This window comes from Exiguobacterium sp. FSL W8-0210, assembly GCF_038006045.1.
GTDB lineage: Bacteria > Bacillota > Bacilli > Exiguobacteriales > Exiguobacteriaceae > Exiguobacterium_A.
The window spans coordinates 2,646,504-2,672,445 of record NZ_JBBOUK010000001.1 but is presented as its reverse complement, the minus strand read 5'-3'; the positions used below and the strand labels follow the sequence as shown (position 1 = coordinate 2,672,445).

General features: G+C 46.5%; 22 protein-coding genes and 1 riboswitch. Of the genes, 17 read left to right on the top strand and 5 right to left on the bottom strand.

From position 1 onward, the window contains the following. Positions 1 to 188: 188 nt before the first annotated feature. Positions 189 to 980 (bottom strand): endo alpha-1,4 polygalactosaminidase, encoded by a 792-nt coding sequence (locus MKY22_RS13860; protein WP_290784598.1) that lies wholly within the window; start codon positions 978 to 980, stop codon positions 189 to 191. 106 nt (positions 981 to 1,086) lie between these two features. Further along, a riboswitch (cyclic di-GMP riboswitch) is annotated at positions 1,087 to 1,171 on the bottom strand. 72 nt (positions 1,172 to 1,243) lie between these two features. Between MKY22_RS13860 and MKY22_RS13855 the strand changes: the two genes are divergently transcribed. From MKY22_RS13855 to pelG, 5 genes are read left to right on the top strand one after another with little or no spacing between them, the layout of a single operon-like run. After that, a complete protein-coding gene (locus MKY22_RS13855) occupies positions 1,244 to 2,470 on the top strand; it encodes a GAF domain-containing protein (protein WP_290784597.1) in 1,227 nt (408 codons plus the stop codon). Beyond that, on the top strand, positions 2,467 to 3,375 hold the full coding sequence (locus tag MKY22_RS13850; RefSeq protein ID WP_311246694.1) for a hypothetical protein: 909 nt from the start codon (positions 2,467 to 2,469) through the stop codon (positions 3,373 to 3,375). Before MKY22_RS13855 ends, MKY22_RS13850 begins: the two co-directional genes overlap by 4 nt. Continuing rightward, complete coding sequence (locus MKY22_RS13845) at positions 3,372 to 5,207, top strand: DUF2194 domain-containing protein (RefSeq protein WP_341089335.1); 1,836 nt, start codon at positions 3,372 to 3,374, stop codon at positions 5,205 to 5,207. Before MKY22_RS13850 ends, MKY22_RS13845 begins: the two co-directional genes overlap by 4 nt. Next, positions 5,204 to 6,622, top strand: a complete 1,419-nt coding sequence (gene pelF, locus MKY22_RS13840; RefSeq protein WP_341089333.1) for a GT4 family glycosyltransferase PelF — start codon at positions 5,204 to 5,206, stop codon at positions 6,620 to 6,622. The genes MKY22_RS13845 and pelF overlap by 4 nt, the downstream gene beginning before the upstream one ends. Then, positions 6,603 to 8,063, top strand: coding sequence for an exopolysaccharide Pel transporter PelG (gene pelG / locus MKY22_RS13835; RefSeq protein ID WP_312193186.1), 1,461 nt, complete (start codon positions 6,603 to 6,605; stop codon positions 8,061 to 8,063). Before pelF ends, pelG begins: the two co-directional genes overlap by 20 nt. A gap of 123 nt (positions 8,064 to 8,186) precedes the next feature. On the opposite strand, the gene galE is transcribed toward pelG, so the two are convergent. Continuing rightward, the gene (gene galE / locus MKY22_RS13830) at positions 8,187 to 9,194 is read right to left on the bottom strand and encodes a UDP-glucose 4-epimerase GalE (protein WP_290784587.1); all 1,008 of its coding nucleotides are present in this window, start codon (positions 9,192 to 9,194) and stop codon (positions 8,187 to 8,189) included. Between the two features lie 539 nt (positions 9,195 to 9,733). Here galE and MKY22_RS13825 point away from each other — a divergent pair. Genes MKY22_RS13825 through MKY22_RS13815 form a run of 3 tightly spaced genes read left to right on the top strand, consistent with a single transcriptional unit; the run spans position 9,734 to position 13,148 of the window. Then, positions 9,734 to 10,978, top strand: coding sequence for a TcaA 3rd/4th domain-containing protein (locus tag MKY22_RS13825; RefSeq protein ID WP_290784585.1), 1,245 nt, complete (start codon positions 9,734 to 9,736; stop codon positions 10,976 to 10,978). Positions 10,979 to 10,998: 20 nt separating this feature from the next. Further along, positions 10,999 to 11,421 (top strand): zinc ribbon domain-containing protein, encoded by a 423-nt coding sequence (locus MKY22_RS13820; RefSeq protein ID WP_029342665.1) that lies wholly within the window; start codon positions 10,999 to 11,001, stop codon positions 11,419 to 11,421. After that, on the top strand, positions 11,388 to 13,148 hold the full coding sequence (locus tag MKY22_RS13815; RefSeq protein ID WP_341089326.1) for a zinc ribbon domain-containing protein: 1,761 nt from the start codon (positions 11,388 to 11,390) through the stop codon (positions 13,146 to 13,148). The genes MKY22_RS13820 and MKY22_RS13815 overlap by 34 nt, the downstream gene beginning before the upstream one ends. A 46-nt stretch (positions 13,149 to 13,194) precedes the next feature. On the opposite strand, the gene MKY22_RS13810 is transcribed toward MKY22_RS13815, so the two are convergent. Beyond that, on the bottom strand, positions 13,195 to 13,878 hold the full coding sequence (locus MKY22_RS13810; protein WP_341089324.1) for a hypothetical protein: 684 nt from the start codon (positions 13,876 to 13,878) through the stop codon (positions 13,195 to 13,197). After that, the gene (locus MKY22_RS13805) at positions 13,875 to 14,630 is read right to left on the bottom strand and encodes a hypothetical protein (RefSeq protein ID WP_341089323.1); all 756 of its coding nucleotides are present in this window, start codon (positions 14,628 to 14,630) and stop codon (positions 13,875 to 13,877) included. The genes MKY22_RS13810 and MKY22_RS13805 overlap by 4 nt, the downstream gene beginning before the upstream one ends. Positions 14,631 to 14,717: 87 nt before the next feature. Here MKY22_RS13805 and MKY22_RS13800 point away from each other — a divergent pair, with 87 nt between their 5' ends. The 7 genes from MKY22_RS13800 to uhpT all read left to right on the top strand — a co-directional run bounded on the left by MKY22_RS13800 (position 14,718) and on the right by uhpT (position 22,346). Further along, positions 14,718 to 15,941: a hypothetical protein gene (locus MKY22_RS13800; protein WP_312193198.1), complete on the top strand. Its 1,224-nt coding sequence runs from the start codon at positions 14,718 to 14,720 to the stop codon at positions 15,939 to 15,941. Between the two features lie 20 nt (positions 15,942 to 15,961). After that, a complete protein-coding gene (locus MKY22_RS13795) occupies positions 15,962 to 16,867 on the top strand; it encodes a hypothetical protein (RefSeq protein ID WP_312193200.1) in 906 nt (301 codons plus the stop codon). Positions 16,868 to 16,989: 122 nt separating this feature from the next. After that, entirely contained in the window at positions 16,990 to 17,661 is a 672-nt protein-coding gene (locus tag MKY22_RS13790; protein WP_312193202.1) for a response regulator transcription factor, read from the top strand. Continuing rightward, positions 17,658 to 19,043 carry a HAMP domain-containing sensor histidine kinase gene (locus MKY22_RS13785; RefSeq protein ID WP_341089319.1) on the top strand — a complete coding sequence of 462 codons (1,386 nt, stop codon included), beginning with the start codon at positions 17,658 to 17,660 and terminating at the stop codon, positions 19,041 to 19,043. The genes MKY22_RS13790 and MKY22_RS13785 overlap by 4 nt, the downstream gene beginning before the upstream one ends. A 95-nt stretch (positions 19,044 to 19,138) precedes the next feature. Continuing rightward, a complete protein-coding gene (locus MKY22_RS13780) occupies positions 19,139 to 19,915 on the top strand; it encodes a DUF3919 family protein (RefSeq protein ID WP_341089317.1) in 777 nt (258 codons plus the stop codon). Then, positions 19,912 to 20,901 (top strand): ABC transporter substrate-binding protein, encoded by a 990-nt coding sequence (locus MKY22_RS13775; protein WP_341089315.1) that lies wholly within the window; start codon positions 19,912 to 19,914, stop codon positions 20,899 to 20,901. The genes MKY22_RS13780 and MKY22_RS13775 overlap by 4 nt, the downstream gene beginning before the upstream one ends. 35 nt (positions 20,902 to 20,936) lie before the next feature. Beyond that, a complete protein-coding gene (uhpT, locus tag MKY22_RS13770; RefSeq protein WP_023469436.1) occupies positions 20,937 to 22,346 on the top strand; it encodes a hexose-6-phosphate:phosphate antiporter in 1,410 nt (469 codons plus the stop codon). Between the two features lie 42 nt (positions 22,347 to 22,388). Here uhpT and MKY22_RS13765 read toward each other — a convergent pair whose 3' ends face one another. Continuing rightward, a complete protein-coding gene (locus MKY22_RS13765; RefSeq protein ID WP_214730029.1) occupies positions 22,389 to 22,835 on the bottom strand; it encodes a hypothetical protein in 447 nt (148 codons plus the stop codon). Between the two features lie 202 nt (positions 22,836 to 23,037). Here MKY22_RS13765 and MKY22_RS13760 point away from each other — a divergent pair, with 202 nt between their 5' ends. Next, positions 23,038 to 24,564 carry an FAD-dependent oxidoreductase gene (locus MKY22_RS13760; RefSeq protein ID WP_341089311.1) on the top strand — a complete coding sequence of 509 codons (1,527 nt, stop codon included), beginning with the start codon at positions 23,038 to 23,040 and terminating at the stop codon, positions 24,562 to 24,564. Between the two features lie 234 nt (positions 24,565 to 24,798). After that, positions 24,799 to 25,818 carry a fatty acid desaturase gene (locus MKY22_RS13755; protein WP_214730031.1) on the top strand — a complete coding sequence of 340 codons (1,020 nt, stop codon included), beginning with the start codon at positions 24,799 to 24,801 and terminating at the stop codon, positions 25,816 to 25,818. Positions 25,819 to 25,942 lie beyond the last annotated feature (124 nt).

The window sequence follows — 25,942 nt, the reverse complement described above, 5'->3', positions numbered from 1 at the left end:
TTAAAAACGATTAGTGTCAAATACTGTATATTAGCATTTGAGATGATGGTTTTTTGTGGAGATAAAAAGGACCAATTTCCTCGTGCTGTAGAGGAAATTGGTACTTCATTTTCGAAATAAGATATATGCCATGTGCTTGACAGGTAGTGGGATTTGCTGTCACTTTATAAAGTGGTATATGAAAATGTTTAGAATTTATTGTAATTTAAATCAATGTTTGACTTCATATGAAGGAATCCGTTCTTTTGAGCAAGTGTTTCACTTTTTGTGCCTTGTACGGAAGAAATCGTCAGTGTTTTGATGTCTTGAGATTGATTTAATTTTTGGAGGTCTGTCATCCGATCCTTTGACCACTGATCATTGGCGACTGTTGAATAATTGAAGTTCTCCCACATGATACCGTCGACGTAAGGATACGTACGGTACTTCAACGTTCCAAATCCCCAGTTTTGGATCAGTGATAAAGAGGCGTGTTTTTTTTTCAGTGACTTTAGGAAGTTCTTCATTCCTATTCGTTGTTGTTCGAGAACGACAGGTTGGTCGGCATGCTCGTTATCGATGTTACCGACTGTATCGAGGAAAACACCATCTAGTCCTTTTTGGACGATTTGTTTTTCAACTTCTTTCATTAAAACAGCTTGATAGTGTTTCGATGTGATATCCGTTAAGTACGAATCCCATTCAGCGTAATGAATACGTTGACCGTTCCGGTGGAAAAAGTCAGATTCCACGAGTTGCCCCATCAAATCTGTATTCCAATTATCTGCTTCCATCGTATTGATGTAGCCGTATACTTTTGTTCCATTTTGTTGAATCTGTTTGATTTGTGCAGCTGAATAAAAGACGGGTTCGATGATCATGACATCATACTGTTGCATCTTCTTGATTTTCGCTGCTGACGGTGCGTCGTAGTAAACTTTATACGACTTCGCATTGTCTAGTGGATTTGACTTTTCTGCTTTCGCGTCTAATGACGACATGAAGAACACTCCCAGTAAAAGAATGCACAAAATAGACGTCATGCGCTTGAGTGAGATAATACCCATGTTGATAGCCTCCTGATTGATTATCAGAGAGCGGCCGCGGCATTGCAGACTGGCGATCGGTATCCGAAGATCGACGACCCATGTCTTTGCGCCCTTACTTTTCAGTAAGTTTGCCCTTCTCGATATGAAATTGTAGTGATTTAACGATACATTTCTTCCGTTATCATACCGATAAAAAATAAAAGGAGTGAATAGAAATGATATATACTCAGAACCGACAAGGCATTAAATGGATTGAAATGATCGTTAGTATCCTTATTATCGGCATTTTGGACTATATGTTTAATCTTTCGATCTTAAAATGGACGATTGATCCACTTATTTTTTATATTTTACTTTTTTCGCTTCGTTACGGACTACTAGGAGCCTTCGCGAGCTTTCTGTTTACGATGATCTACCATCTGAGTTCGCTCGCATGGGGGGGAGAAGACGTCTTACTCTTTGTCTATGATCGGGGTGAGATGTCATGGATTATCCTGCATTTTCTAGTCGCGATCTCTTGCGGCATATTCAGTACGTCGTTTCAGGAGCGCTATCTATCTTTGCGTCTGCGTCAAGAAGAAGTTGTGGTCGAGAACGAACAGCTGCGTGAAACGCTCGAAAAGTTACGTGTCGCTCAAGAAGCAATGCGAAATAAGGTACTTGAATCCAATCATACGTTGACGAACATCTACCGGATCGGAACAGAACTCGATCAATCTGTCGCGGACATCGTACGTGATAAACTCGTACAGATCTTACAAGCCTCTTTTGATGCGAAGGAGATTGCGATCTATCACGTCGATACGTCACGACGTACATTACGATTACACATTCGTTTCGGTGATAAAGAACAGTTACCACAAACGATGTTCATTGATCCAGAACAAGGAATCTATCAACGGATGTTCCAAAAGCAAGCAATCGCCATCCGGACGATCGATGAGACGGATGTGCCGTTACTGATTGCACCGATTCGTTATGATGGTCGTATCCAAGAAGTCGTCGTCATTCAATCGATCGCCTTCGAGCGATTGACAAACTATGAGATGCACGTCATGCAACTGATCGTCGATTGGACAGGATCACGAATTGAAAAAGCGATGTTGATGGAATGGATCGAGACGCGTCATGAATTGATTGAAGGCACGCGCATCGTTAAACGAGAGCATTTTGAGGAAAAAGTGAAATATCAAGAATACAGACGCGAGCATTACGGTCAACCATACAGTCTCGTTCAGCTTGATATTCGTGATACGCCGTTCTCGCTGATCGAACTAGAACTGATCTTACGGCAATCGATGCGTGAAATTGACTTGATCGGTTTTGACGAAAGTACGGAACAACTACAATTTTTACTACCGGGAACACCTCAAGAACATGCGAACCGATTCCTCGAACGAATAAAAGCTGTGTATGTACAAAAGGGAGGACGTGTCCAATGATGACACTTCTATCCGTTCTATATGTACTCCATCTTCTGCTTGTCGTGTTTACCTATCGTTTACTCGTCTTGCGGTTGCCAGAGCATGAGCGGGGAATCTTGACGTTCATCTGCCTGTTCAGTGCTCTCCTGCCACTTTTTGGTGAAGTGCTTGGGGGTATCGCTTACTTGATTTCGAGACGATTTGCGTCATCAGATACGTTACTGGATTACGATGAATATGTGCAATTTGATGTCATGAATCTTGAAGGACTGCAGCAACAGGCAGCCGATAACATGGAAATGGTTCCAATCAAGGAGGCGTTGAATATGGATGCGAAGCGCCGGAAACAGTCAATGATCCACTTAACGACATCGTCTCTGAAAAATAGTGGAAAATATCTGCAATACGGACTCGATCATGATGATTCAGAAACCGTCCATTATGCAGCGACAGTCCGAAATTCCTTGTTTGATCGATATGAAGCCAATCTTCGTTTACGGGAACAACAACTCAATCCCGTCGACGTGACGACGTATCATCTGTTCATTCAAGAATGTAAAACTTTTCTTGAGAGCGGTCTATTAGATGAAGGTGGCATTGGCCGACTCGATGAACGACTTCACCGAGTACTTGAGCAAATGCGCGTCCTCTATCCGACGGATCTCACACGGATCGAAGCGGAAGCAGAAATGGCGATACGTCAAGATAATGATGAGAAGGCGATTGCGTCGTATGAAGAGATGATTCAGATTCACCCGACTTTACCAGACGGGTACCTCGCTTTGGTTCGCTATTACTTTCAACGAAATAACTGGTCTTCGATTGGACCGGTGCTTCATCAGTTAAGAACAGCGGTGGTAGAGGAAGACATACCAGAAGAACATCGCTTTATTTTGAAACGTTTGGAAGGAGGAGACCGATGAATAAGAAAACTTACGGCTATCTCATTGGGTTGTTTGCCGTTCTATTCGTAGCAATGGGCATCGTGCAATTGTTTCGTCTCGATTATCCACATCGACTGATTCCTTCTGAAAAAACGAAGGTTCGTTCATTCGAGACGACAAATACGAAAACAACCGAAGCTAAAGGAGAGGCACTGCGCGTCTACTTGCTCCAAAATGATAGTGATCTGTCAAAAGGCGTCATTCAAAACTTTTCGTATGCGCTGAAATACGCGAAAATCGATTATCAGCGTATTCGTACATCTGACATCAAGACACTTGATCCAAGCGAGCGAACAGTCCTTGTTTTATCGGGTGAACACACGAAGGAATGGCCGTACAAAACCATTCGAAAGTTCGTCCGAAAAGGAGGGAAACTCTATGTTGCGGGTCGATTCATCGATCCGAAGTGGGGGGACTTGGTTGGTGTGAAACGTTTTGGTGACTTCAAGGAAAATGTCAAAGGTATGACGTTTAAAAAAGATTTATTTCCCGGGTACATCGATTTATCGAAGTCGTCTACACTGTTCGTTCACAGTATTGCGGATGTGACATTGCAGAATGCTGATGTCAAAATCGAAGCAGAAGGAAACCCGATTCTATGGACACATGAGTATGGAAAAGGAGAGGTCTTGTTTTGGAATACTTCTTCGTTGCTTGAAAAAAACTCACGCGGCTTACTCGTCCAGTCACTTTCTTTACTGTTTCCGACGTTCGTTAGCCAACAAGTCGCTATTAAGTTAGCACACTTCGATGATTTCCCAGCGCCTGTACCAGATGCCTCCAATCCAGCAATTCAAAAGAACTATGATTTGACGGTTAAAGATTTCTTTGCGGATGTTTGGTTGAGAGACATGCAACGAATCGCAAAAGAACAAGATATAATCTATTCCGGATTCATCATCGGAAGTTACAGAAATGCAATCGATGACATGGAAGAGCAGTTGATTGAAAATATTCGTTTTCCAATGTTGAACTTTGGACGTAGATTATTAAAAATGGGCGGAGAACTAGGACTGCATGGATATAACCACCAACCGCTCGTCATTAACGGGGAAACAATGGATCCAAGTCTCGGCTATACCACATGGGACGATCGTTCTCAAATGATGAAAGGGATTGAAGAAGTCAAAGTGGCACATCAGTATTTCTTCCCGAAAGAACAAATACGTAGTTATGTCCCACCTTCGAACATCATCGGACCGACCGGTTTATCCGTTTTGAATGAAGCTTTCCCGGATGGTCTAATCATCGCATCACTCTATAACGGGGATGCTTCAAAAGGAAGCTACATTCAAGAATTCGAGCCAGACGCGACCTATAAGAATTTATACAACTTCCCACGGATCACAAGCGGATATAATGAATCGCCTGAAGACATGTTCGTCTTAGCTGACGCTGTAGCCAACTTCGGACTAGTCTCGCATTTCATCCACCCAGATGACGTCCTTGACGAACAACGTTCGAAAGGACAAGGATGGCCGAAGATGGAACGTTCAATTGAAAAGATGTTCCAAACGATTCATACGGACTATCCGTATCTCGAGAGCATGACGCAGTATGATGGCTACAAAAAAATGAAGCTATACCAAGAATCGAAGATCGATGTCCGGTATTCTAAAACGGCGATTGAGATTTCAGGAAGTCAGATGCTTCTTCCTTCTAAAATGATGGTTCGTGTCAATGATGGGAAAATTGCGACGGGCTCCTTTGCGTATGGTGAGGTACGAAAATTGGGAAATGCGGACGATTTATACGAAGTAGAACTCAAGAAGAATTTCGCACGTATACCAGTATTGGGGGTGTCTCAATGAAGATTGGCTTAGTGTTAGAAGGGAGTTATCCTTATGTTAGTGGTGGAGTCGCCAGTTGGGCACATATGCTGATTCAACAAATTCCAGAGCATGAGTTCGAGCTGATCACGATTACACCTACACGGATGACCGAAGCAGAATTTCGGTACGCCCTTCCGGTGAACGTCGTCGGTGTGACTAATCTTCCACTCGATCAAACCCATGAGATGCGTCCGTTGAAACAGACATTGACACCGGAGCAGGAAGAGGATATCAAACGTTGGATGCGATTTCAAGCGACGAACACATCGATTTTCCCACTCTTCGGTCAAGCCATCGGAACATCGACACAATTTTTTACGAGCCGGCTCTTTTTTGATCTCGTCAAGACGAGCTACCGGGAAGAACAACAGGCTGACTCTTTCATCGATTATCTCTGGATGTGGCGTAGCATGTATGCGCCTGTTCTGGAACTACTTCAAGCAGAATTGCCGACCGTCGACCTGATCCACTCCGCGTCGACGGGATATGCGGGACTCGTCGCAGCAGCGATTAAACAGCGCCAACAAGTTCCTTTCGTCCTAACGGAACACGGGATCTACTCCCGTGAACGAGAGGAAGAACTCGTTCAAGCGATGTGGATTCCGCAAGAATACCGCATGCATTGGGTTCAGTTCTTCCATCACTTATCACGCGAAGCCTACGAAGGGGCAGACAATATCATCACGCTCTTTGACCGAAATGGTGAATTGCAGCGTGAACTCGGTGCACCTGCTGAAAAAATTCGTGTCATCCCGAACGGAATTGATGCGACGGGACTTGCTGCGTTAGGTCATCTTCCAAAGCAAGATGTTCTCCGGATTGGTGCCATCGTCCGGATTGTTCCGATTAAAGATATCAAGACAATGATTCATGCTGCGAAGGTCTTACAGGAAATGCATGTTCCATTCGAAATGACGATCATGGGTCCGCTTGAAGAAGATCCGGAATACGCCCGTGAATGTCAGGAACAAATCGATCTGTTTGAATTATCCGCGAGTGTGAAACTCGTCGGAAAGGTTGATATTCGGAGCTATCTGCCATCATTTGATGTTTGTTTATTGACGAGTATTTCAGAAGGTCAACCGCTTGCTGTCCTAGAAGGGATGGCTGCAGGCATTCCGTGGGTCGTCACTGATGTCGGTGCATGCTCCGAACTGATCAACGGACGTGAGGATGATCCATACGGACCGGCGGGATTCGTCGTACCTCCAGTCAATCCGCGACGAATTGCGGAGCGTTGTGCCTGGTTCCAGTCACATCCAGAAGAAGCGATTCGTTTTGGACAAAATGGGAAAGAACGTGCACTTGCGTATTATCAGACACGACGTTTCATCTCGGAGTATCAGACATTGTATCAAGAGAGGGGGGTGACATATGGCGGGCATCGGGTTTAAACTTCAAAAGTTATTTCAAGAAGATTATTTTTCATCACGACTAAAAGCATATGCCTTTGCCGGACTTGTCACGTCCGGTCCCTGGTTGATCGTTATCTTAACGATCGCCGTGACCCAGTGGTTGACGACGTTCCTGTCAATTGCTTCTTTTGAAGAACGGACGACGTTCAATCTGGTTGTCTCGTACAGTTTCATTTTTTCACAAGTACTGCTTGGCATTCAGCAGCTCGTCGTCACCCGGTATTTGGCGGATTGTTTCTACGAGAAACGATATGAAGACTTGTTTCCTGCCTTTCTAGGCATGACGAAGATGACGATGGCGTTAGGTAGTATTGTCTTTCTAATCTTTCTCAGTTTTTCGAAGCTCCCATTCTTATTGAATGGACTGATCTTCATTCTATTCATGACGATCAATTTGATTTGGGTGCATTTCTTATTCTTAAGTGCCGCGAAGTTCTATCAGTCCGTCGCATATAGCTTTTTGATTGGTGGCACCGTAGCCGTCGGTTCGGTTTTACTGATTGATCGGTATCTGATGAACTATCTGACTGGTCTCCTCACACCAAGCATTGCGTTGACGGCAGGCTTCACATTCGGCATGATTATCACGTTGTTCGGTCTATTTACCTCGATGTTGCTGACGTTTCCGCATCGCGGAACGAAAAACCAATTTACCTATTTGAGTTACTTTGATCGTCACCCGGCACTCTTTTGGACGAGTTTTCTCTACAATATTGGTGTTTGGGTCGGGAACTGGATCATCTGGTTCGCGGACGGAGGTGCCGTGCATCTCGGAACATTCCGCTATCATCCGTTGTACGATACGGCAATCTTTTTGTCGTATTTGACGGTTATCCCGACGATGACGATCTTCGTCGTTTCCGTCGAGACACGTTTCTATGAGCGGTATCGTATTTTTTATGGATACGCGAATGAAGGCGGAACGCTAGATCAGGTCGAAAAAGCGCAAGATGCGATGTTACTCGTCTTACGCCAGGAATTACAGCGACTGTTTCGGAACCAAGGATTGTTCACGTTGTTCATCTTGTTGTTCGCCTCGACGTTACTCGGTTACCTCGCATTACCTGAAGCGACAATCAGTATCTTCCAGATGACGACAATTGGTGCTTTTTCGAATGCGATGGTTCTCGTCCTGACCTTACTGTTACTATATTTTGAAGACCAAAAAGGAGCGGCGTGGAGTTCGTTCATCTTTTTCTTTGCTAACGGAATCTTAGCCTTATTGATTGCACCGTTCGGCGCTTCTGGATACGGTCTTAGCTTTGCGATCGGATCGACCTTGACGTTCGCGTTTGCATTGATACGACTCATCCAGTATGTCTCGGATATTGATTATCATACGTTTTGTCGAATGACGTTACCGTCACGATCGATGCGCTTCACCCGCTGGAGTGAACGATTGAACCGCTCTTGGATGTGAAGTTAGCCTAAAAAAGTTTTCTAACATTTGTTTTATTTATTTAAAAAGGAGATCAATTTCCGACATGGATTCGGAAATTGATCTCCTTTTATGTTTGTAGAGCAAAATCTTTTGTCGTATACATTATTTTTGATAACCGTCTGGATTATTTGACTGCCAGCGCCAAGCGTCCTTACACATCTCAAATAAGTTTTTCTCTGCTTTCCATCCGAGTAAGCGTTCTGCTTTTGAAGCATCCGCATAACATGAACTAACATCTCCCGGTCGTCTGGTCGTAATCTTTCGATCGATTTGCAGGGAAGTCGCGTCTTCGAACGTCGCAACAAGTTCAAGGACACTTGTGCCTTGACCCGTTCCTAAATTGAATGCCTCAATACCAGAATGATCATGATATAGCGCCTTGATATGCCCTTTTGCCAAATCGACGACATGAATATAATCTCGGACACCCGTGCCATCTTCCGTATCGTAATCATCTCCAAATATTTGAAGGATATCTAATTTACCTGCAGCGACTTGCGTCACGTAAGGCATTAGGTTGTTCGGAATACCATTTGGATCTTCACCAATGAGACCACTCACATCCGCACCAATTGGATTGAAATAGCGGAGTAACGTAATGTCCCACGTTGGATCAGCCTGAGCGATATCTTCAAGAATCTGCTCAATCATGAGTTTTGTCGCACCATAAGGATTTGTTGCAGATCGCGGAGCAGATTCTGTAATCGGTGTCGTCTCAGGCACACCATAGACTGTTGCGGACGAACTGAAGACGAGCTTCTTAACGTCGTGACGACTCATCACTTCTAGTAAGACAAGTGAACTGATCAGATTATTTTGATAGTAGAATAACGGCTGTGATACGGACTCACCAACTGCTTTTAAACCAGCAAAATGAATGACGGCATCAATCGAATGCTTTTGGAAGATGTTTTCTAATGATGATTCATCGCGAACGTCTATCTCATAAAATGTGACAGATCGTTCCGCAAGCTGTTCGACACGTTCAAGGGCATTCCGATGACTGTTACTTAGATTGTCAGCGACAATGACTTCATGACCCTCTCGTAAAAGTTCGAGACATGTATGGCTGCCGATATAACCAGCGCCTCCAGTTACTAAAATATTCATATTTTGTCCTCCGTTTAATTCCATAATTTCTATAATAATAACATAGAAGTAGAAATTTTTTATTGATTTTTCTCTTTATCCGTTTTGTTGAATGAGTCATTTGTAAGTAAGACCGCTAATCTAATACCTGTAAAAAGGATATTTAATAGTCATTTAGATGCATTTATTCACTAAGAAGCTATACTCTTTGAAGTTTCGAGTGAGATTCACATCACTGAATCCATTTTTGGCTTCAGAATAAAACGAGAAATATTCTAGTGAATACTAATTATGGTCAACAAACATTCAGAAAACACAATTATTTTTACATAAATAGTAAATTGTAGAATATTATGTTATCTTTTTAATGGATATTTTTCGCTTAAATGAAATTAAAAAACAAAAGGAGAGTAGAAGAAATGGCATGTGTGAATTGTTCGGATGCTGCAAAGCGTGGATTGAAATTCTGTCCGAGTTGCGGTGATGCCTTAGAACAGCATGTAGAACATGCAGAACCTGTAGAGAAAGAACGCGACGTCAGATCAATTCGTCCTAAGAAAATGAGTAAGTCTGTAAAAGCCGTTCTTTTAACAGTTGGATTGTTGGTCGTAGCAGGTGGTGCCTATTATGGACTCGCGACACAATGGTTCACGGTCGAAGCGACGACGAATAAGGTCCGTGATGCGATTCGCTCTGGTGACGCTACATTACTCGCTGAGCATACGGAGTTCAACGGAAAACCGGTTGATCAGAAGATGGCGCAACGCTTTTTAGATGCCTTAAAAGAGACACCGGAACAAAAGAAATCATTCATGGATTATTTATTGATGGCCGGTGTGTCGATTCAAGCAGAAAACGAAAGTGATGTTCCTGGTCAAATCGTAGCGAGTGGTCGCCAGCTCGGGATCTTCAAGGATTATCGCCTGCGCCTCGATAGTGTCAAAACGGAAGTAATCAGTAATTTTAAAGGAACGAAGGTGACGCTCGTCAATCCGGTCGGAACGGAAAGTAGTAAAGCGTCGGCGGAGGGCATCATGATGGACGGCGTCTATCCAGGATTGACGGATGCCAAGATCGCGTATGATGGCGAATACGGAAAAGAGTCGAGCGATGTGACAATCAATCCGTTGACGCTTGACGCTGCAGATCGGAAATACGAAATCACTTTAAAAGGAAATGCGGTCGAACTCGACCAGACGTATCCGGATGCCTTTTTGATTGTTGATGGAAAATCGACATCAGAACGAGTATCAGATTTGAAGAACTATGGACCAATCCCGAAGAACGGCATTAAACTCTCGATTGAAAATTCATTCCCCTGGGGTGAGGAAACATCGGGTGAGGTTGTCGTCAAACCAGATACGAAAAAAGCGATGTTCACGTTCGAACCATCAGAAAACGTTTTGAACCAACTGCAAGAAGCCGTCGAGCAGCATGCTTCTGACTGGGTTGATGCGGCAACTTATCAAGATACAAGTTATTTCTCACTCGTTGATGATGCTTCCTATCTTGCGAAACAACAAAAGAACTATGACGATTGGAGCCGAAAGGACTTGGAGTGGGACGGAGAGTTCATGAATGCGTCGATTGATCGTCCCTCAGCTAAGTTCGTCGAATATGGGGATTCGGTAGGTATCGAAGTCATGGCGACAACCTATATTCGGGGTGAAATGTATACGCCTGATAGTGAATCGCCAGGAAAAACAACATCGAAGTCGCTCTTCCGCTACTTGTTCACGTATGAAAGTAGTGAGGATAGCTACGAGGAAAGTTTCAGGATTCAACAGGCAACGAGTATTAAATAAGAACAAGGGAGGCTACACAGATGATGGATTGGCAATCAGTCAGATCACGTTTTCAAGGGATGACAGCAAAAGAATTACAGGAGCAGGCGGAGCAAGCACGACGTGAAAAAGGACGCTTGCTGTACGAAATCGGAGAGCGTCATTACATGAAGCTGCGGAGCGAAGGGCATCGTCAAGAAATCGAGGACATTCTTGCACAAGAAGTACTCGTATTCGGTGCCTTGTCACGGATTGACGAGATGGAAGTCGAAGCTGCACAAAAGCAATGTAAGTCATGCCGGACGCCACTTGAGCCAGGCGCGAAGTTTTGTGGGAAATGCGGCACGTCCGTTCCACGTGAGAACGAACAAACGAAAGTCGCCTGTACGACATGTCATACACCACAACGTAATGATCAGCATTTCTGTACATGCTGCGGATCGGAAATGGGGCAACGCGTATGAAGTATTGTTCGACCTGTGGTCAAGCACATGCTCCACACGCCCAGTATTGCGAAGTAGACGGGACGTCGCTCGATAAGCAAGCCCGTCCGATTCGCTTCGAACAAGCTGCGCATTTTTGTGTCGGGTGTGGTACACAAATGGATGGTCGTGCGTCGTACTGTCCGAATTGTGGACATTCGCGCCTCATCGCTGCGACGTCAGAAGGCTCACTTGTAGATCGTCTTCCAGGTATGGACGACATTCGTAAGAAGTGGAAGTCGCAGGATTGGAACGTGAATCTCCCGTTGAAAGAGCGTGGACGCGCATTTATATCACGATTCGATTTCTCGTTTGGGAATCCGAGTCTTGCGATCGGTAGTATCGCTGCCATCATTTGTTTTGCTGCAATCGTCGTCTTATTGTTCGTCATGCTCGGTCTCCTCAGTGATAACTCAGCATTAGATGGAATCAAGACTGTTCAAGAAAACGTAGGGAATGACTTTAGTACGTTCGGAATGTTCTTCTTCCTTGCTTTCGTCGCCCTTGCTGGTCTAAATCTCACATCAAGTGAAGACTTGAAATCACGCTTCCTGACCGAAGTGATAGGTAACGATGCGGATCGGTTCTCTGATATTCAAAAAGCAATCAATCAACTTGATTTTCATATTTTTTCAGGGCATTTCTTACTATCCTTGCCGGGATTGATCCTATTAATCGGGAGCGCATGGTTGCTCGAACGAGGTGGTGTCATCGGAATCAAGGCGACATCGTGGAATGAACGAATTGAACGTGCCGTCGTTTTTGCCCTGACATTATCGGTGATTACATTGGTTGTCGGATTGTTTGCGACGGATTTCGGCGTTTTCGATCTACATCTGATCACAGGAATGATTCGAATTTTCCTTCTAGCGTTCGCAGGTGTTCTATTATTCCAATTCATCGGTCAAACGAATCTAAGCGGTTCTTGGCAAGTCGGACGGATCGCTGCGACAACATTGATGAGCGTTTATTTGTTCGGTGTCCTACTGACATCATTCGGACAAGTGTATTATCTAAACGAGCTCGATGAAATGGACGAAGTCGAATTTGGGGAATCGGCGAGTCTCGTTCTCTTGAGCGGTGCATCTCCGCTTTACGCGATGTCACAAGCGGGACAAGTCGATTTCAAGATGACCGTTTTGACGGAAGAATTCCGTTTAGGTGCTGCCTTATATGGCCAAGACCGTTTGAATGATCTGCAACGACCAGTGGAAGAAGCGGGAGAAGCTTCGAATCTGAGTCGAATCCAAGGAATCATCGGGAATCAGATTCAAAATGGAGAAGATCCAACGCTTGATCCGAAAGTGACACGCTTTGATGAAACGGTGGATGTTGGACTTCTGACACGATTCGCACAAATCGCGAATGCGTCCACTTCGTTTGAAGAAGAACAATTGCTTAGTTCAAGTATTGCTCCGTACGGCTTGATTGCTCTTATTCTGATGTTCATCATCCACATCGGAATCGGGTTCCGCTGGATTCGGACGTTACCGAATGTTGCGATTTATGCCGGGGTCTTTATGGTCGGTGGACTCATTTTAGCGTACTTCACACAAACGCGGTTTGAACTGCAATGGGATAACGATATCCTAGCCGGTGTCGTTGTTTCCACTTTGACATGGTGGAATGCATTCATGCTTTTCCTCTTCCCATTCCTCGGTGGATTAGTGGGATATGGGTTGAACCGCTTCAAAGATACAAAAGGATGATTCCAAACAAAAACGCTTGTCTCCGTTTTCGAAGACAAGCGTTTTATCATAAGGATTGTTTGGTCGTCTGTTCAAAATCAATCGTCGAGTCTTTTTCAATCCCGGAATCGCGGAAGGTCAGACCGCCGTCGTCATCAAACTCGATTTCTAAAGAAGACTCATAGAAATATAGCATCAGGCTATTATCGGAATTAAAACGTCCGCTATACGTAAAGTCATCAAGTGGTTGTCCTTCATAATCTCGAGCATCATGGATTGTCAGTGTCGCCTCACGATTCGGATACGTCACGACATCAATCGTCGCATCGCTATAATCTTGTTCGTTTTCGCCCTGATCACTCGTCGAGTACGTGTAGGTACCTGCCACGTCACGAAATGCTTTTTCGACCTTACCAAGAGTGCGGTGATAACGAGCTGCTTCATCCGCGAGTGCTTTGTCACCGAACGTCTGATTCATGACTCGTTCCGCGTGACGAAGGGCGTCCGTCGTCTGATTCATGAACAAGGCGGCTTTCAAATCTTGAAATGCCTCTTGCTGCTGTGATAGCGCGATCAGACGCTTATCTGTCGCACCTTCCGTCCGAGCTTTTTCGCGCCATTGTTGTTCTTCGAAAAGGTCTCCAGCGAGCGTGCTTTGAGCACTTTGCTTCAAGTAGAGATCCGCTGAGTCGTTACTACAACCACCTAGTATGCTAGCTGTTAAAAGAAAAGGAAGTATGCGTGGCATCATGATGTCGTCTCCTTCTTAAAGGTTCGTTTCACAGAGGTGATGCTGTATCGGTCGTCATCGAACGTCACCTCATATTCGACGATGGCGCGATGGAATCGTTTCTCGTCTTCATCATTACTGAAATGAACACGAGCATAAGTCTCGGTCGTTTCGACTCTGAATTCATTTTCGCTGATGGCTTCCATCCGATCGAAGGTCATGTCCTTTAATGTGAGGTAACTATATGGATCTTCTTCAGACACCTTCAATCGATCGCCGAAACGGTCTCGCTCATCTTCTGTTAAATCGTCTTCACCGTAGAATAGATCAGCATAAGAGCTGTAGTCCTCGATGGTAGGATCGTAATAATCCCAACCACCATCTTCTCCATTGTTGAGCAAGGGGAGGCGCTGGGCATAGCTGTTCAGGAACTCGTACAAGGAATCGGGTGAGGCAGCATCAAAAATGAGGTAATCCTCGAGGTCTTCATCAGCCAGTTGATTACGTTGTATCGCTGAGGCACCTTCCGGCAAAACTTGATCGATATCAGCCGCTGTATGTGTCAGTTCACTCGTCTTGAATAACGGTTGTGCCGCTTGATATTTGAGATAACCGAACGTACCTCCACCGATGCTAAGCAACAGAATCAGCAATCCGATGAACCACGCTTTTTTGGAGGAACGGGATTGCGTGTGACTATTTTTTTGACCACAAACTGGACAATAGATCATCTGGTCATTCATCGGGGTTCGACAATTCGAACAATGTGACATTAAAAAGCACTCCTTTCTTAACTTCGTCATTATAATGTAAAATAAAGATAAAAATAACAATTTTTTGAACAAAAAGGAGAGGGAATCATGGATCCATATGAACGATTAGGGATATCGCGTACCTCATCGATGAAAGAGCTCGAGCGAGCGTATGCTGAGAAGCTAGAAGCACATCCAGAGGAATCCGAGGAACGGACAGAAATCGAACGAGCGTACGTCGTCATCAAGTACGAAAAGAAACAAAAGAACAAACGCAATAAGCGAACGATCGGGATTAGCGTACTGCTCCTCTTACTCGCTGCTAGCGGTGGGACGTATTTCTTTTTGAACCAGGAAGAGACGCCTCAAGCGGTCGAACAAAAGAAGCAGGATGCTTCATTCGTCATTGGTGAAGAAGAGAAAACGAGTCAGGACAAATCGGAATCGAAACCGACGGAAGCGGCGAAAAAGTCAGATACGAAGGAAGTGTCCGATCAGGATTATAAGAATATCCAGGATATTTCAACGCTCTTTTTCCGAGAACTCGAAGACGCTCTGACAGAGCGGAGCGTCAAAGGATTGTCTGTCAGTACGAACACCTACAATCAGAACTTCCAAAGCAGTTTGAACGATCTCGTCACAGGAGGTTACATCTTTGATGGTGAACTGACGGTCAACGATATTCCTCAAAACGATATTACGATTAAAGGAGATAAGGCGACGGTCAAAGTAAAGGTCGACTATTCCTCGCGGTCTTATCAGCCGTATCTACACGAACGTCCGGATGGCAGCACGATCGTATGGGAACTAAATCTTGTGAAATCGGGTCAAGACTGGCTCGTCGATCAACGGAAGTCGCTCTCGGATTCAGCGACAGGTAGAGGCATGGAAGTCCGAGAATCGGTCAAAGGGGACATCATCGATACCGTACATCAGCATGCGAAGGAGTGGGAACAGGCGTACATGGATAAAGACACGTCAGCCTTCACGTTGTTCACGTCGTCTGCGTACTTGAGTAAACAACAAAGTTATTACGATAGTATGAATAAAAGAGGGGTCTACTGGGATGGATATCTGGATGAAGTCGAATATTCCCCAGCGTCAATTACTGTCAGCGAAGTCGCGACTGATTTGACCGCGACAGTTGAAGCACTTTGTTATTACGAAGGCGATTATTATAAAGAGGACGACGATTCACTCGAAGAGTCTAATCCGGGAAAAGACGTACCGTTCAAGTATTTCTTGAAATACAATCTAAATGACGAACGCTGGTACATTACTGATTCGCAACCATTGAAAAGCTTCAGTCATAACGATACGACGACATATTAAAATTTAAGGAGGTAGTTTAGATGAAAAAAGTAGTCATTGCAACAGCGCTTGGTCTCATCATCAGTACTTTACCAGTAGCGAATGATTCAGTAGCAGCACTCAGTAAGACAGAAAAATCGATCGTTGATCGTCAAATCGCGGCGTTAAAGAAAAGTAAACTATCTGGTGGCTATAAACCGATCGATGTCCGGTCCGTTTATCTACTTGGTGGCAAGTATCCTGAGACGTTTACGCTGTATGAACGTTTCAACTCGAAGACGTATATGAATGATGTCATCGGTAAAGCGCAGAAGTATGATGCGAAAAAGAAAAAATGGACGACGATTTACACGTATACGGATCGAGATACGGACTACTATGATGTTCGGGCGAAAGGAAAACTCCTTGATACGAAAAAAGAACAACTTGTCATTGGACCCGCTGGTGGGAGTGGTGGTTATGTAACACCGATTCTCATCGGATCAACGGATGGTAAGGCGATCAAAAAGATGTTCGAAGCAAAAGAAGCGTATCCGTTCGGTCGCGCGTTGATTAAAGACAAAAAACTTTATCTTGGTTCGATGACGATCGTTCATGATGTCTACTCCTATAAAGGGAAGACGTTAAAGCATCGTGTCGGTACGGGAGCAGATGATCGGACAGTTGCTGGGAAAGTATCGAAATACATGACGCTCGATTATTATGGTGGTCGTACACATCTGACGAGTAGCAAGTCAATGACACTCAAAAAAGGGCAACGTTTCGGAATCGTTCGTAAGTCGACGAAGGATACGAATCCATATGTCTACCGGGCACTGTCATCAGGAGAAGGGAAGTTACAACTTGATGGGTACGGATTTAAAGCGGTGAAGACGGGTGTTGAAAAATGGATGTTCGAACCAGACGCATATGACAACTCTGTCACGGTGAAATTTACGGTGAAATAAGTAAAAGCTAGTTCCTGATTACTTCGGGAGCTGGTTTTTTCATTTGTCCTGCTGGTGTGATTGCAAACGATTTCATGATACGCTAGGGGACAGAAAAACCTGTCCAGAAAGAAGGAATTCCCATGCATATTCTTGTCATCGATGATGAGGCGAGCATCCGGCATCTCGTCAAACTGCAACTCGAGCTCGATGGTCAGACGGTCGAGACGGCAGCCGACGGAGCAGCAGCACTCGCCTTGCAGGCAACACAACCCTTTGATTTGATCGTCCTCGATTTGATGCTACCGGATACGACCGGTTTCGATTTGATTCCTAAGCTGCGAAAGACGACGCCTGACTTACCAATCTTGATGCTGACCGCGCGTGATCAGATGAACGATAAAATCATCGGGCTGCAGCTCGGAGCGGATGACTATATGACTAAACCGTTCAATGGAACGGAGCTCGTCTTGCGTGTCAAAAACTTATTGAAACGCACGAAGACGGTCGCGCCACCCGTACCTGTCGTGACCGATCCATTCTTATCGGTTGATCCCGAAGAACGAGTCATTCGGCTCGACGGTCACCCGTTACCACTGACGTACCGGGAGTATGCGTTGCTCGCACTCTTCCTGACGCATCCGAAACGGGTCTTCGAGCGAGATGAACTGCTCGAACAGGTCTGGGGTTTTGACTTCTCCGGTCAGACTCGTGCTGTTGATATCATGGTCCAACGCTTGCGGAAGAAACTCGGAGCGCAAGGCGAACGGATCAAGACGATTTACGGTGTCGGCTACAAGTGGATCGACGCATGAAGCTACGCCAAGTCATTACGGAAAACTTCGTCTTGCTCCTCGTTCCGGCACTGCTCGTCCTCTTCTTGATTCTTTATGCCTTCATCCAATCGAACCTATATGAGAACGCCGTCGAGTCCGTCCAAAAACTGAGTCGGGAAGCGGAACTCTACACGATGAACTACCTTGCAAGTGAAGAGACGGACTCGCTCGCCGATACGGCAGTTCCGATCGCTTCCTATCTCGCGGACCGCTTCGACGCGCGCGTTCAACTGTTTGGACCAAACGCGGAACTGCTCGCCGATTCCGAACGCGATCAATTACCGCTCCTCGCGGGAGATATCGATCAAGCCCTAAAAGGAAAATCGAGTTATCTGTTCCTGAAGGAGACCGATGTCCCGGTGCTGTTCTTCTCAAGCCCGCTGTACGGTAAGACAGACGTCATCGGTTCGGTCCGTTTTCTCGTCGATCTACGGACGGAAGCCGAACTGCTGCGGCAATTCACCTATGTCTTCACGGGCGTGTTTCTGATGTTGATCGTAATCGTCGTCTGGACGGCGCGTCGGATGGCAAAGACGTTGATCGGGCCAATCGATGATTTACGGAGTGTCTCGCATGCCTTGACGAAAGGGCACTATGCGCACGCGTTACCGGCCTATCCATACGAGGAACTGAACAGACTAGCGGCAGACTTCTCGACGCTTGCAGACGCGATCCAGCACAACATCGGGCAGCTCGAACAACAGCGAAGCGACCAACAAACGTTCATCAATCACATCACCCATGAACTTCGGACACCGATGACGGCCATCATGGGCTATGTCGAGTTGATTCCGAAGCTGCCGCCAGACGAAGCGGCACATTGTTATCACTACATCGAGGTCGAGAGCCAGCGCTTATTGCGACTCGTCTCGCATAATCTCGAACAGGCGAAACAACAACGGAACGAACGTCACGTGACGTCGACGATGTTCGCGCTCGATACCTTGCTCGAAGATACCTTATTCATCATGCAGTTGCGTCTCGATGGACAAGGAATTCAAGTTAAGCAGGATGTTCCGTCGATCTACGTGCTCGGGCAACCGGACCAGACGAAACAAATCTTGTTGAATCTTCTCGAGAATGCCGTCAAATACAGTGACGCGATGACAGTGACGTTTTCGGGCGTCAGTACGGATACGACCCTCCGACTTATCATGGCGGATGACGGAATCGGCGTTGATCCAGCGGTGCTTGCCGAATGGGAGAAGGAGCAACATAGTCTGACGACGGCGAGTGGAAATGGACTCGGTCTACCGCTCTGCCGACGGCTGATGCAGGAACAAGGTGGCGATTTTGCACTTGAAAGCGATGTAAGCGGAACACGTATCACATTGACCTTCCGGTTAGCGAATCAGACATGATGTAATCGCTTACAAATGATACATTTACGAAACAATTCGACCGGATTTACGAAACAATTGCCCCGTAATCTAAGAATCAAGCAAGGAGAGGAATCATGAAAGCATCGACTATCGCTTATCTCTTCCTGATGGGTATCTTGTTTGCCCTCGGTCTTCTTTTGCTTCAGCAGACGGTCTTCGGACGCTTACATGTCCTCGATGGACCAAAACGGCTGAATGCTTCCGATGACTCGCTCCCGACCGAGTTGACGTTACGTCACCGGGCATGGGGGGAGCAGACGGTAGAAGACGGAACGGAAGTCCAGCGCATCACGACGCTATTGAAGCAAATGAAGACGGTGGCAAACGGGACCTGTCCGGAGGGAACGGCGACGTTTACCGGAACGCTCCGTTTCTTGAACGGAACGACATGGACGTTCTCGCTCGGGGAAAGCATGACGCTAAATGGAAAATGTGTCGCGCAACGTCCTAGCACTCAGACGACGACACTGAAAGCACGATTCTTAAACGCCTATCACGAACCAGAACAGCTCGCGCGTCAGTTCGCCGAGGCGGAAGTCGTGACCGTGTATGCAGCAGGACGGTCTCGTTCTTTGACGGCACGTGAGCGAGAAGACGTCAAGCGTCGCCTGACGCAGGCGGAGCCGATGACGGACTATGAAGAAGTCGGTCAGGCACTCGATACCAGTCAGGGACAGCCGCGCATTCTCAAGCTTCAGCGGTTCAAGAATGAGCAGAACACGCGTGCCACCTTAATGAATATTGCCGTTTATGAGACATTGTTCAGCGTCCAGTACATGGATGATGACAATGGAAACACCTTCTATTTAAAAGGACAACTCCTGCCGATCGGGAAGGAGGCGAATCGATGAGAAAAGGAATGCTCTTCTTGCTGAGTATCATTTGTCTCATGAGCATTTGGATCGTCCGCAACAATGAACAGACGAAGCAAGGGACAGCCGCGCGGGAAACCGTTCCGCATTTGACGGCGTATGTCTCTGCGAAAGAGGATATCGGGCGTGCCTTACTGTCATCGTATTGCGAACAAGCAGGTTGTACGTATGAGTTCGTCCGCCTGTCGACAGAAGAACTCGTCCGGCGCGTGACGAAGGAAGCAGATCATCCGCGCGCCGACGTCATTATCGGCGGAACGTGGGACGCTCACCAGACGCTCAAGCAACGCGGGTTGTCGACACCGTTCCCGAACGACATGGATCAAGCGGAACTGCAGGATCCGGATCGCTACTGGATCGGCTACGAAGTCGAACGCCTCGCGATCGTCATCAATACGGACGTCTGGAACAACCGATTCGGGGCAGCACCGTATCCGAAGACGCTCGCTGACTTGACAGCGAAGCGGTATCAGGACGAGTTGATTTTGCCGGATCCGAACCATTCCGGTACCGGTGCGACGATCCTGCAAGCGGTCTTTGACGGATACGGGACGAAAGCGGAAAATGTCTTACGCGAGCTAATCGAGCGAACGCGACTATTCACGGCGAACGGCTTTGCACCGACGTCGTACGTCGCCAGTGGGGAAGCGATGCTTGGGGTCAATTTCATCGGGGATCAACAATCGCTGCGTGAAAAGTATTATCCGGTCAAAAGCATTCCACTCGATACGTACTCGATCAACGCGATTTCAAAGTTGAAAGGACGGACGCAACAAAAGCAGGCGAACGCCTTCATGCGTTTCGTACTCTCAGCGGACGGTCAGGCGATCCTGCGGAAAGTCTCGTTCGGTACGCCGACCTATGCGATCGCGAAGACACAACCGATCCAGCAAAATGTCGGACAGGATATCGTCGCCGATTACCGCGACTATCTCCGTCGATTCAATCAGCTCCAGGACAAATGATGCGAAGACTCTGATTCAGATAGGGGAAATGGAAGATGGGCTTCTTCAGCATCAAAAAATTGCCGAATGCCGGCATACCAATCGAAGTACAACGGAAACAATGGTTACAGCAATTCTTAAAGGCATTCTTAGTCGTCTTCTTCTCATATATGGCGATGTATCTCATCCGAAACAACTTCAAAGCAGCGCAACCGCTCTTGAAAGAGGAACTTGGCTTTACGACGACGGAACTTGGTTATATCGGCTTCGCCTTCTCGATTACATACGGAATCGGGAAAACGTTGCTCGGCTACTTCGTTGACGGGAAAAATACGAAACGCGTCATCTCGTTCTTATTAATTCTCTCGTCCTTGATCGTCACCGCGATGGGGCTCTTGATGAGTGCCGGCGGAAGTCCGGTCGGTCTCTTGATGGTTTTATGGGGACTCAGTGGGTTCTTCCAATCGGTCGGGGGACCATCGTCATATTCGACGATCGCCCGCTGGACACCGTTTGAAAAACGTGGGCGCTACCTCGGCTTCTGGAATGTCTCGCACAACATCGGTGGAGCGATTGCCGGTGGTCTCGCACTGTGGGGAGCGAACGTCTTCTTCAACGGAAGTGTCGTCGGGATGTTCATCTTCCCAGCTGCGATCGCGCTCGTCATCGGAATCGTCGGTCTGTTCATCGGGAAGGATGATCCGGAGGAACTCGGGTGGAATCGGAGTGAAGAAATCTTCGAGGAACCGATCGAACCGGAAAACATTGCTGCTGAAAGTATGACGAAATGGCAAATCTTCAAAACGTACGTCATCTCGAACCCCTGGATCTGGACGCTCTGTATCGCGAACGTCTTCGTTTACATCGTCCGAATCGGGATTGATAACTGGGCGCCGCTCTATGTCACGGAACACTTACACTTCAGTACGGAGAGTGCTGTCAATACGATCTTCTTCTTTGAGATCGGCGCATTATGCGGCAGTATGATTTGGGGTTACGTGTCCGATTTACTGAAAGGACGGCGGGCGCTCGTCGCAGCGATCTGTCTCTTACTGACGGCCGTCGCGGTCCTCGGTTATCGTTACGGGACGAGTGAACTTATGATTTACGCGTCACTATTTGCACTCGGTGCGCTCATCTACGGACCACAGCTCTTGATCGGTGTCTCGGTCATCAGCTTCGCACCAAAACAAGCGACGACGGTCACGAACGGGATGGTCGGTACGTTCGGTTACTTGTTCGGTGATTCAATCGCAAAAGTCGGTCTAGCGAAAATCGCTGATCCGGAAACGAACGGTCTAACAATTGGTTCGGTTACGTTACACGGCTGGAGTGATACATTTGTCATCTTCAATGCGGCGTTACTGTTCGGTTTGATCGCCCTCGCGATCGTTGCCGTCGTCGAGGAGAAAAAGATTCGTCGCCTCGGACTGCTAGAGCGTCAAGCGGATAAGTTGAGTTCTTAACAAGCACGAGCACCTTCGCCTAATTTAGGAGAGGGTGCTCTTTTAATGAGACAAATAAGCAAACAGAAAACCTTCTTCCAGTTTAACGTGACGAATCGAGCGGTAACGGGCATGACGAAAAGGAAAATAGAAGGAAAAATCGACGGTCAGAAGTCGGTTTTCATAACGCAGATAAGGTGGACGAATGAGATAGGTTTCATTAAAGGATTCGGTATCGTGAGGACAAACATCAAAGACTTCGAATGTGATGGTGCGTTTATCGACTGCCCGTAATTGGAGCGTTAATTCAACTGGTAAGTCACGCTCTAGACCATAACGTGTCAACGGTACAGCGGCTTGAAGGTGAAGGTGTGTCGGGCGAATCGTAACGCAGATATCTGTCAGCTCTGGAATTTCCTTTGTCAGCACACTTGCAAGGTTGTATTCATCAATACTTGCTGCAAGCGCAAAACGACGAAAGGTCTCAATTATATGGCGCCCCAATTTCATGAAGTAAACTCCTCTCTTATGCTTGTTAACTGTAGTATAAACAATGATAAACCTAATTATTCCATATTATTTTTTATTAAAGTAAATTAATTCCTATAAATTAGAGCTTCTTTTTAAAACAATATGATTCATGCATGTTTTTGCGTCGTTCAGGGAACGATTAACCATGTCGATCTGTCGTATTTTTCGAAAGGAGTTTTTGATGCCTTACTTATCTGGATTTCCATCATCTTATTGGAAACAAAGTGCCCCTGCTACTTCTTATCCCGCTTTGAATCAAGATGCTAAGCATGATGTCGTCGTCATTGGGGCTGGTATTGCTGGACTTGTCACGGCAATGCAATTGACGGAACGAGGATATGATGTCGCCGTAATCGAAGCAGGTGACGTTGCTGCCGGCACGACGGGTTATACGACGGCTAAAGTTTCCTCACAGCACGGTTTGATCTATGACACGCTGATTCGCACCGTCGGCGAGGAGTCAGCGCGACTGTATTATGAAGCGAACGAGGAAGCCATCATATTTTTACGTCATCAGGTAGAACGACTCGACATAGCTTGTGAACTTGAAACGCAGGACGCGTATCTCTACGCTTCGACATCAAAAGAGCAAGCGATGGAACGAGAAGTAAAAGCCTATGAACGATTGGGACTGAACGGTGGAGAAGCGACGCAAGAAGTTCGGGATAAGTTGCCGTACGATGTCAAACGTGCTGTCGTCTTGCGCGATCAAGCGCAGTTCCATCCCGTCAAATATCTTCAAGGACTCGCCCGACAAATCGTCCACCAAGGGGGTGCCTTATACGAACGGACACGTGCCGTATCGCTCGAATCGAACCGGACGCCGACAGTCATCCTAGAGAACGGTCACCGGATTGAGGCGAAGAAGGTCGTCATCGCGACCCATTTTCCGTTTCATGACTTCAAAGGCTTGTACTTCTCAAAACTTGAAGTCCAGCGGTCTTATATCGTGTCAGGTCATGTCGATGAGACGTTTCCGGACGGGATGTTTATGAGTGCCGATCAACCGAGTCGTTCTCTGCGTCACACACGGACTGAAGACGGTCGTCTGCTTGGTCTCTTCGGCGGTGAGAATCATCTATCTGGTCACGAGACAGAGACGATGCAGCGGTATCAGCATCTTGCGGATTTTGCAAAGCATGAATTTCACGTCGAATCGTTCGGACAGTTCTGGTCAGCACAAGACTTGATCACGCTCGATAAGATTCCCTACATCGGACAGATGACGCCAAATGATCCGAACGTGTTCGTCGCGACCGGTTTTGCGAAGTGGGGGATGACGAATGGTATCGCGGCCGGACTGTTACTCAGCGACTTATTGACGGGAACACCAAACCGTTTTCGGCATCTGTTCGATCCGAATCGTTCGAAGCTAAAAACAAAGGATGCGACGCAGTTCGTCAAGAACAATGCGGACGTCGCGATCGAACTGGTCAAAGGAAAGCTGACGAAAGCGCGTCGCAGTGCCGACGAGTTACAACCGGACGAAGGTGGACTCGTCACCCATCACGGCAAGACGGTCGGTGGTTACCGGGATTCGGAAGGGAACCTTCATCTCGTCTCGACGACCTGTACCCATATGGGATGCGATACGAAATGGAATGAGGCGGAACGATCATGGGATTGTCCGTGTCATGGTTCACGATTCGGTCCGACAGGAGAGGTGCTAGAAGGACCAGCCGTCAACCCACTCAAATCGATCGAGTAAGCAGAGACGCTTGTCTCTGCTTTTTTAATTTTAAAAATAAACCGTGGACGATTTATGATATGTGATATAATTACCTGGTAACAAAAATATTTTAGCGCTAAACAATTAGAGTGCCGCTTTTGAATCGTGTTGTAGAGGCACCGTCACGACCACCGCTCACTGGTTTCATACTTTAGTTTCACTATTTTACTTAGCGTCGTGAACGCTGAAACAACCCGAGGAGGAAGCACCACTATGAGTAAAGAAAAGATTGCCCAGCTGCGCAAACATGTATCGCCGTTTGAGAAGGCGGACATCAAAGCCAGCGTCCGGCAGATGATCAACACGATCCTGCCATTTCTCGTCCTATGGTTTCTGGCATATGAGGCCCTGAAACTATCTGTGTTTCTCGCGATCCCGTTGGCGATCCTCGCTGCAGGATTCGTCGTCCGGATGTTCATCATCTTCCATGATTGTACCCATGGTTCATTCTTTAAAAATAAGAAGGCGAACGCCATCGTCGGAACGATCACTGGGATTTTGACGTTATTCCCGTATGAGAAATGGAAACGGGAGCACTCGATCCACCACGCATCAAGTGGGAATCTCGATAAGCGCGGTGTCGGTGACATCTGGGTCATGACGATTGAGGAGTATATCGAAGCATCACGCTTTACACGTCTCAAGTATCGTCTGTACCGGAACCCACTCGTCATGTTTGGTCTTGGACCGCTCTTATTGATTCTCGTCTCGAGCCGCTTCAACCGGAAGGATGCGCGCAAAAAAGAACGAATCAACACACATGTCATCAATGCGTCGCTTATCGTCCTGTACGGTATTTTGATCTACTTCATTGGTTGGCAAGCCTTCTTGATCATCCAAGGAACGACGATGTTCACAGCAGGCGTACTTGGAATCTGGTTATTCTACGTTCAACACACGTTCGAAGACTCGTACTTCGAGGATGAAAGTGAATGGGATTACGTTAAGGCGGCAATCGAAGGTAGTTCGTATTACGAGTTGCCGAAGGTGTTGCAATGGGTGACAGGAAACATCGGCTTCCACCACGTCCACCATCTCAGCCCACGTGTTCCGAACTATCATCTCGAAAAAGCACACGTCTCGACACCTCCGCTTCAGAAGGCGACGAAGATTGGTTTATTCTCGAGTCTGAAGTCGCTTCGCTATAAACTATACGATGCGAAGAATAGAACGTTTGTGACGTTCCATGACATCAAACACCTCTTACGCGAACCAAAGACGTCATCGTTGTAAGCTTTTCACCTCATCCATATGGATGGGGTGTTTTTGTTGTATCAGTTGTAAAAGAGGGAATGAAGAGTAAATGAGAGCAGTGTATGTCCGTCTTTTGGCGTATGTTCACGATAAGCATCCATGG

Excerpts from the sequence above, each read along its gene's own strand:
- galE (WP_290784587.1), bottom strand. The coding sequence starts at position 9,194 with ATGAATATTTTAGTAACTGGAGGCGCTGGTTATATCGGCAGCCATACA.
- MKY22_RS13785 (WP_341089319.1), top strand. The coding sequence starts at position 17,658 with ATGAAGCTACGCCAAGTCATTACGGAAAACTTCGTCTTGCTCCTCGTT.
- MKY22_RS13765 (WP_214730029.1), bottom strand. The coding sequence starts at position 22,835 with ATGAAATTGGGGCGCCATATAATTGAGACCTTTCGTCGTTTTGCGCTT.
- MKY22_RS13805 (WP_341089323.1), bottom strand. The coding sequence starts at position 14,630 with ATGTCACATTGTTCGAATTGTCGAACCCCGATGAATGACCAGATGATC.
- MKY22_RS13790 (WP_312193202.1), top strand. The coding sequence starts at position 16,990 with ATGCATATTCTTGTCATCGATGATGAGGCGAGCATCCGGCATCTCGTC.
- MKY22_RS13845 (WP_341089335.1), top strand. The coding sequence starts at position 3,372 with ATGAATAAGAAAACTTACGGCTATCTCATTGGGTTGTTTGCCGTTCTA.
- MKY22_RS13800 (WP_312193198.1), top strand. The coding sequence starts at position 14,718 with ATGGATCCATATGAACGATTAGGGATATCGCGTACCTCATCGATGAAA.
- MKY22_RS13810 (WP_341089324.1), bottom strand. The coding sequence starts at position 13,878 with ATGATGCCACGCATACTTCCTTTTCTTTTAACAGCTAGCATACTAGGT.
- MKY22_RS13775 (WP_341089315.1), top strand. The coding sequence starts at position 19,912 with ATGAGAAAAGGAATGCTCTTCTTGCTGAGTATCATTTGTCTCATGAGC.
- MKY22_RS13795 (WP_312193200.1), top strand. The coding sequence starts at position 15,962 with ATGAAAAAAGTAGTCATTGCAACAGCGCTTGGTCTCATCATCAGTACT.
- MKY22_RS13780 (WP_341089317.1), top strand. The coding sequence starts at position 19,139 with ATGAAAGCATCGACTATCGCTTATCTCTTCCTGATGGGTATCTTGTTT.
- MKY22_RS13820 (WP_029342665.1), top strand. The coding sequence starts at position 10,999 with ATGATGGATTGGCAATCAGTCAGATCACGTTTTCAAGGGATGACAGCA.
- MKY22_RS13860 (WP_290784598.1), bottom strand. The coding sequence starts at position 980 with ATGTCGTCATTAGACGCGAAAGCAGAAAAGTCAAATCCACTAGACAAT.
- MKY22_RS13755 (WP_214730031.1), top strand. The coding sequence starts at position 24,799 with ATGAGTAAAGAAAAGATTGCCCAGCTGCGCAAACATGTATCGCCGTTT.
- MKY22_RS13855 (WP_290784597.1), top strand. The coding sequence starts at position 1,244 with ATGATATATACTCAGAACCGACAAGGCATTAAATGGATTGAAATGATC.
- uhpT (WP_023469436.1), top strand. The coding sequence starts at position 20,937 with ATGGGCTTCTTCAGCATCAAAAAATTGCCGAATGCCGGCATACCAATC.
- pelF (WP_341089333.1), top strand. The coding sequence starts at position 5,204 with ATGAAGATTGGCTTAGTGTTAGAAGGGAGTTATCCTTATGTTAGTGGT.
- pelG (WP_312193186.1), top strand. The coding sequence starts at position 6,603 with ATGGCGGGCATCGGGTTTAAACTTCAAAAGTTATTTCAAGAAGATTAT.
- MKY22_RS13815 (WP_341089326.1), top strand. The coding sequence starts at position 11,388 with ATGCTGCGGATCGGAAATGGGGCAACGCGTATGAAGTATTGTTCGACC.
- MKY22_RS13760 (WP_341089311.1), top strand. The coding sequence starts at position 23,038 with ATGCCTTACTTATCTGGATTTCCATCATCTTATTGGAAACAAAGTGCC.
- MKY22_RS13825 (WP_290784585.1), top strand. The coding sequence starts at position 9,734 with ATGAGTAAGTCTGTAAAAGCCGTTCTTTTAACAGTTGGATTGTTGGTC.
- MKY22_RS13850 (WP_311246694.1), top strand. The coding sequence starts at position 2,467 with ATGATGACACTTCTATCCGTTCTATATGTACTCCATCTTCTGCTTGTC.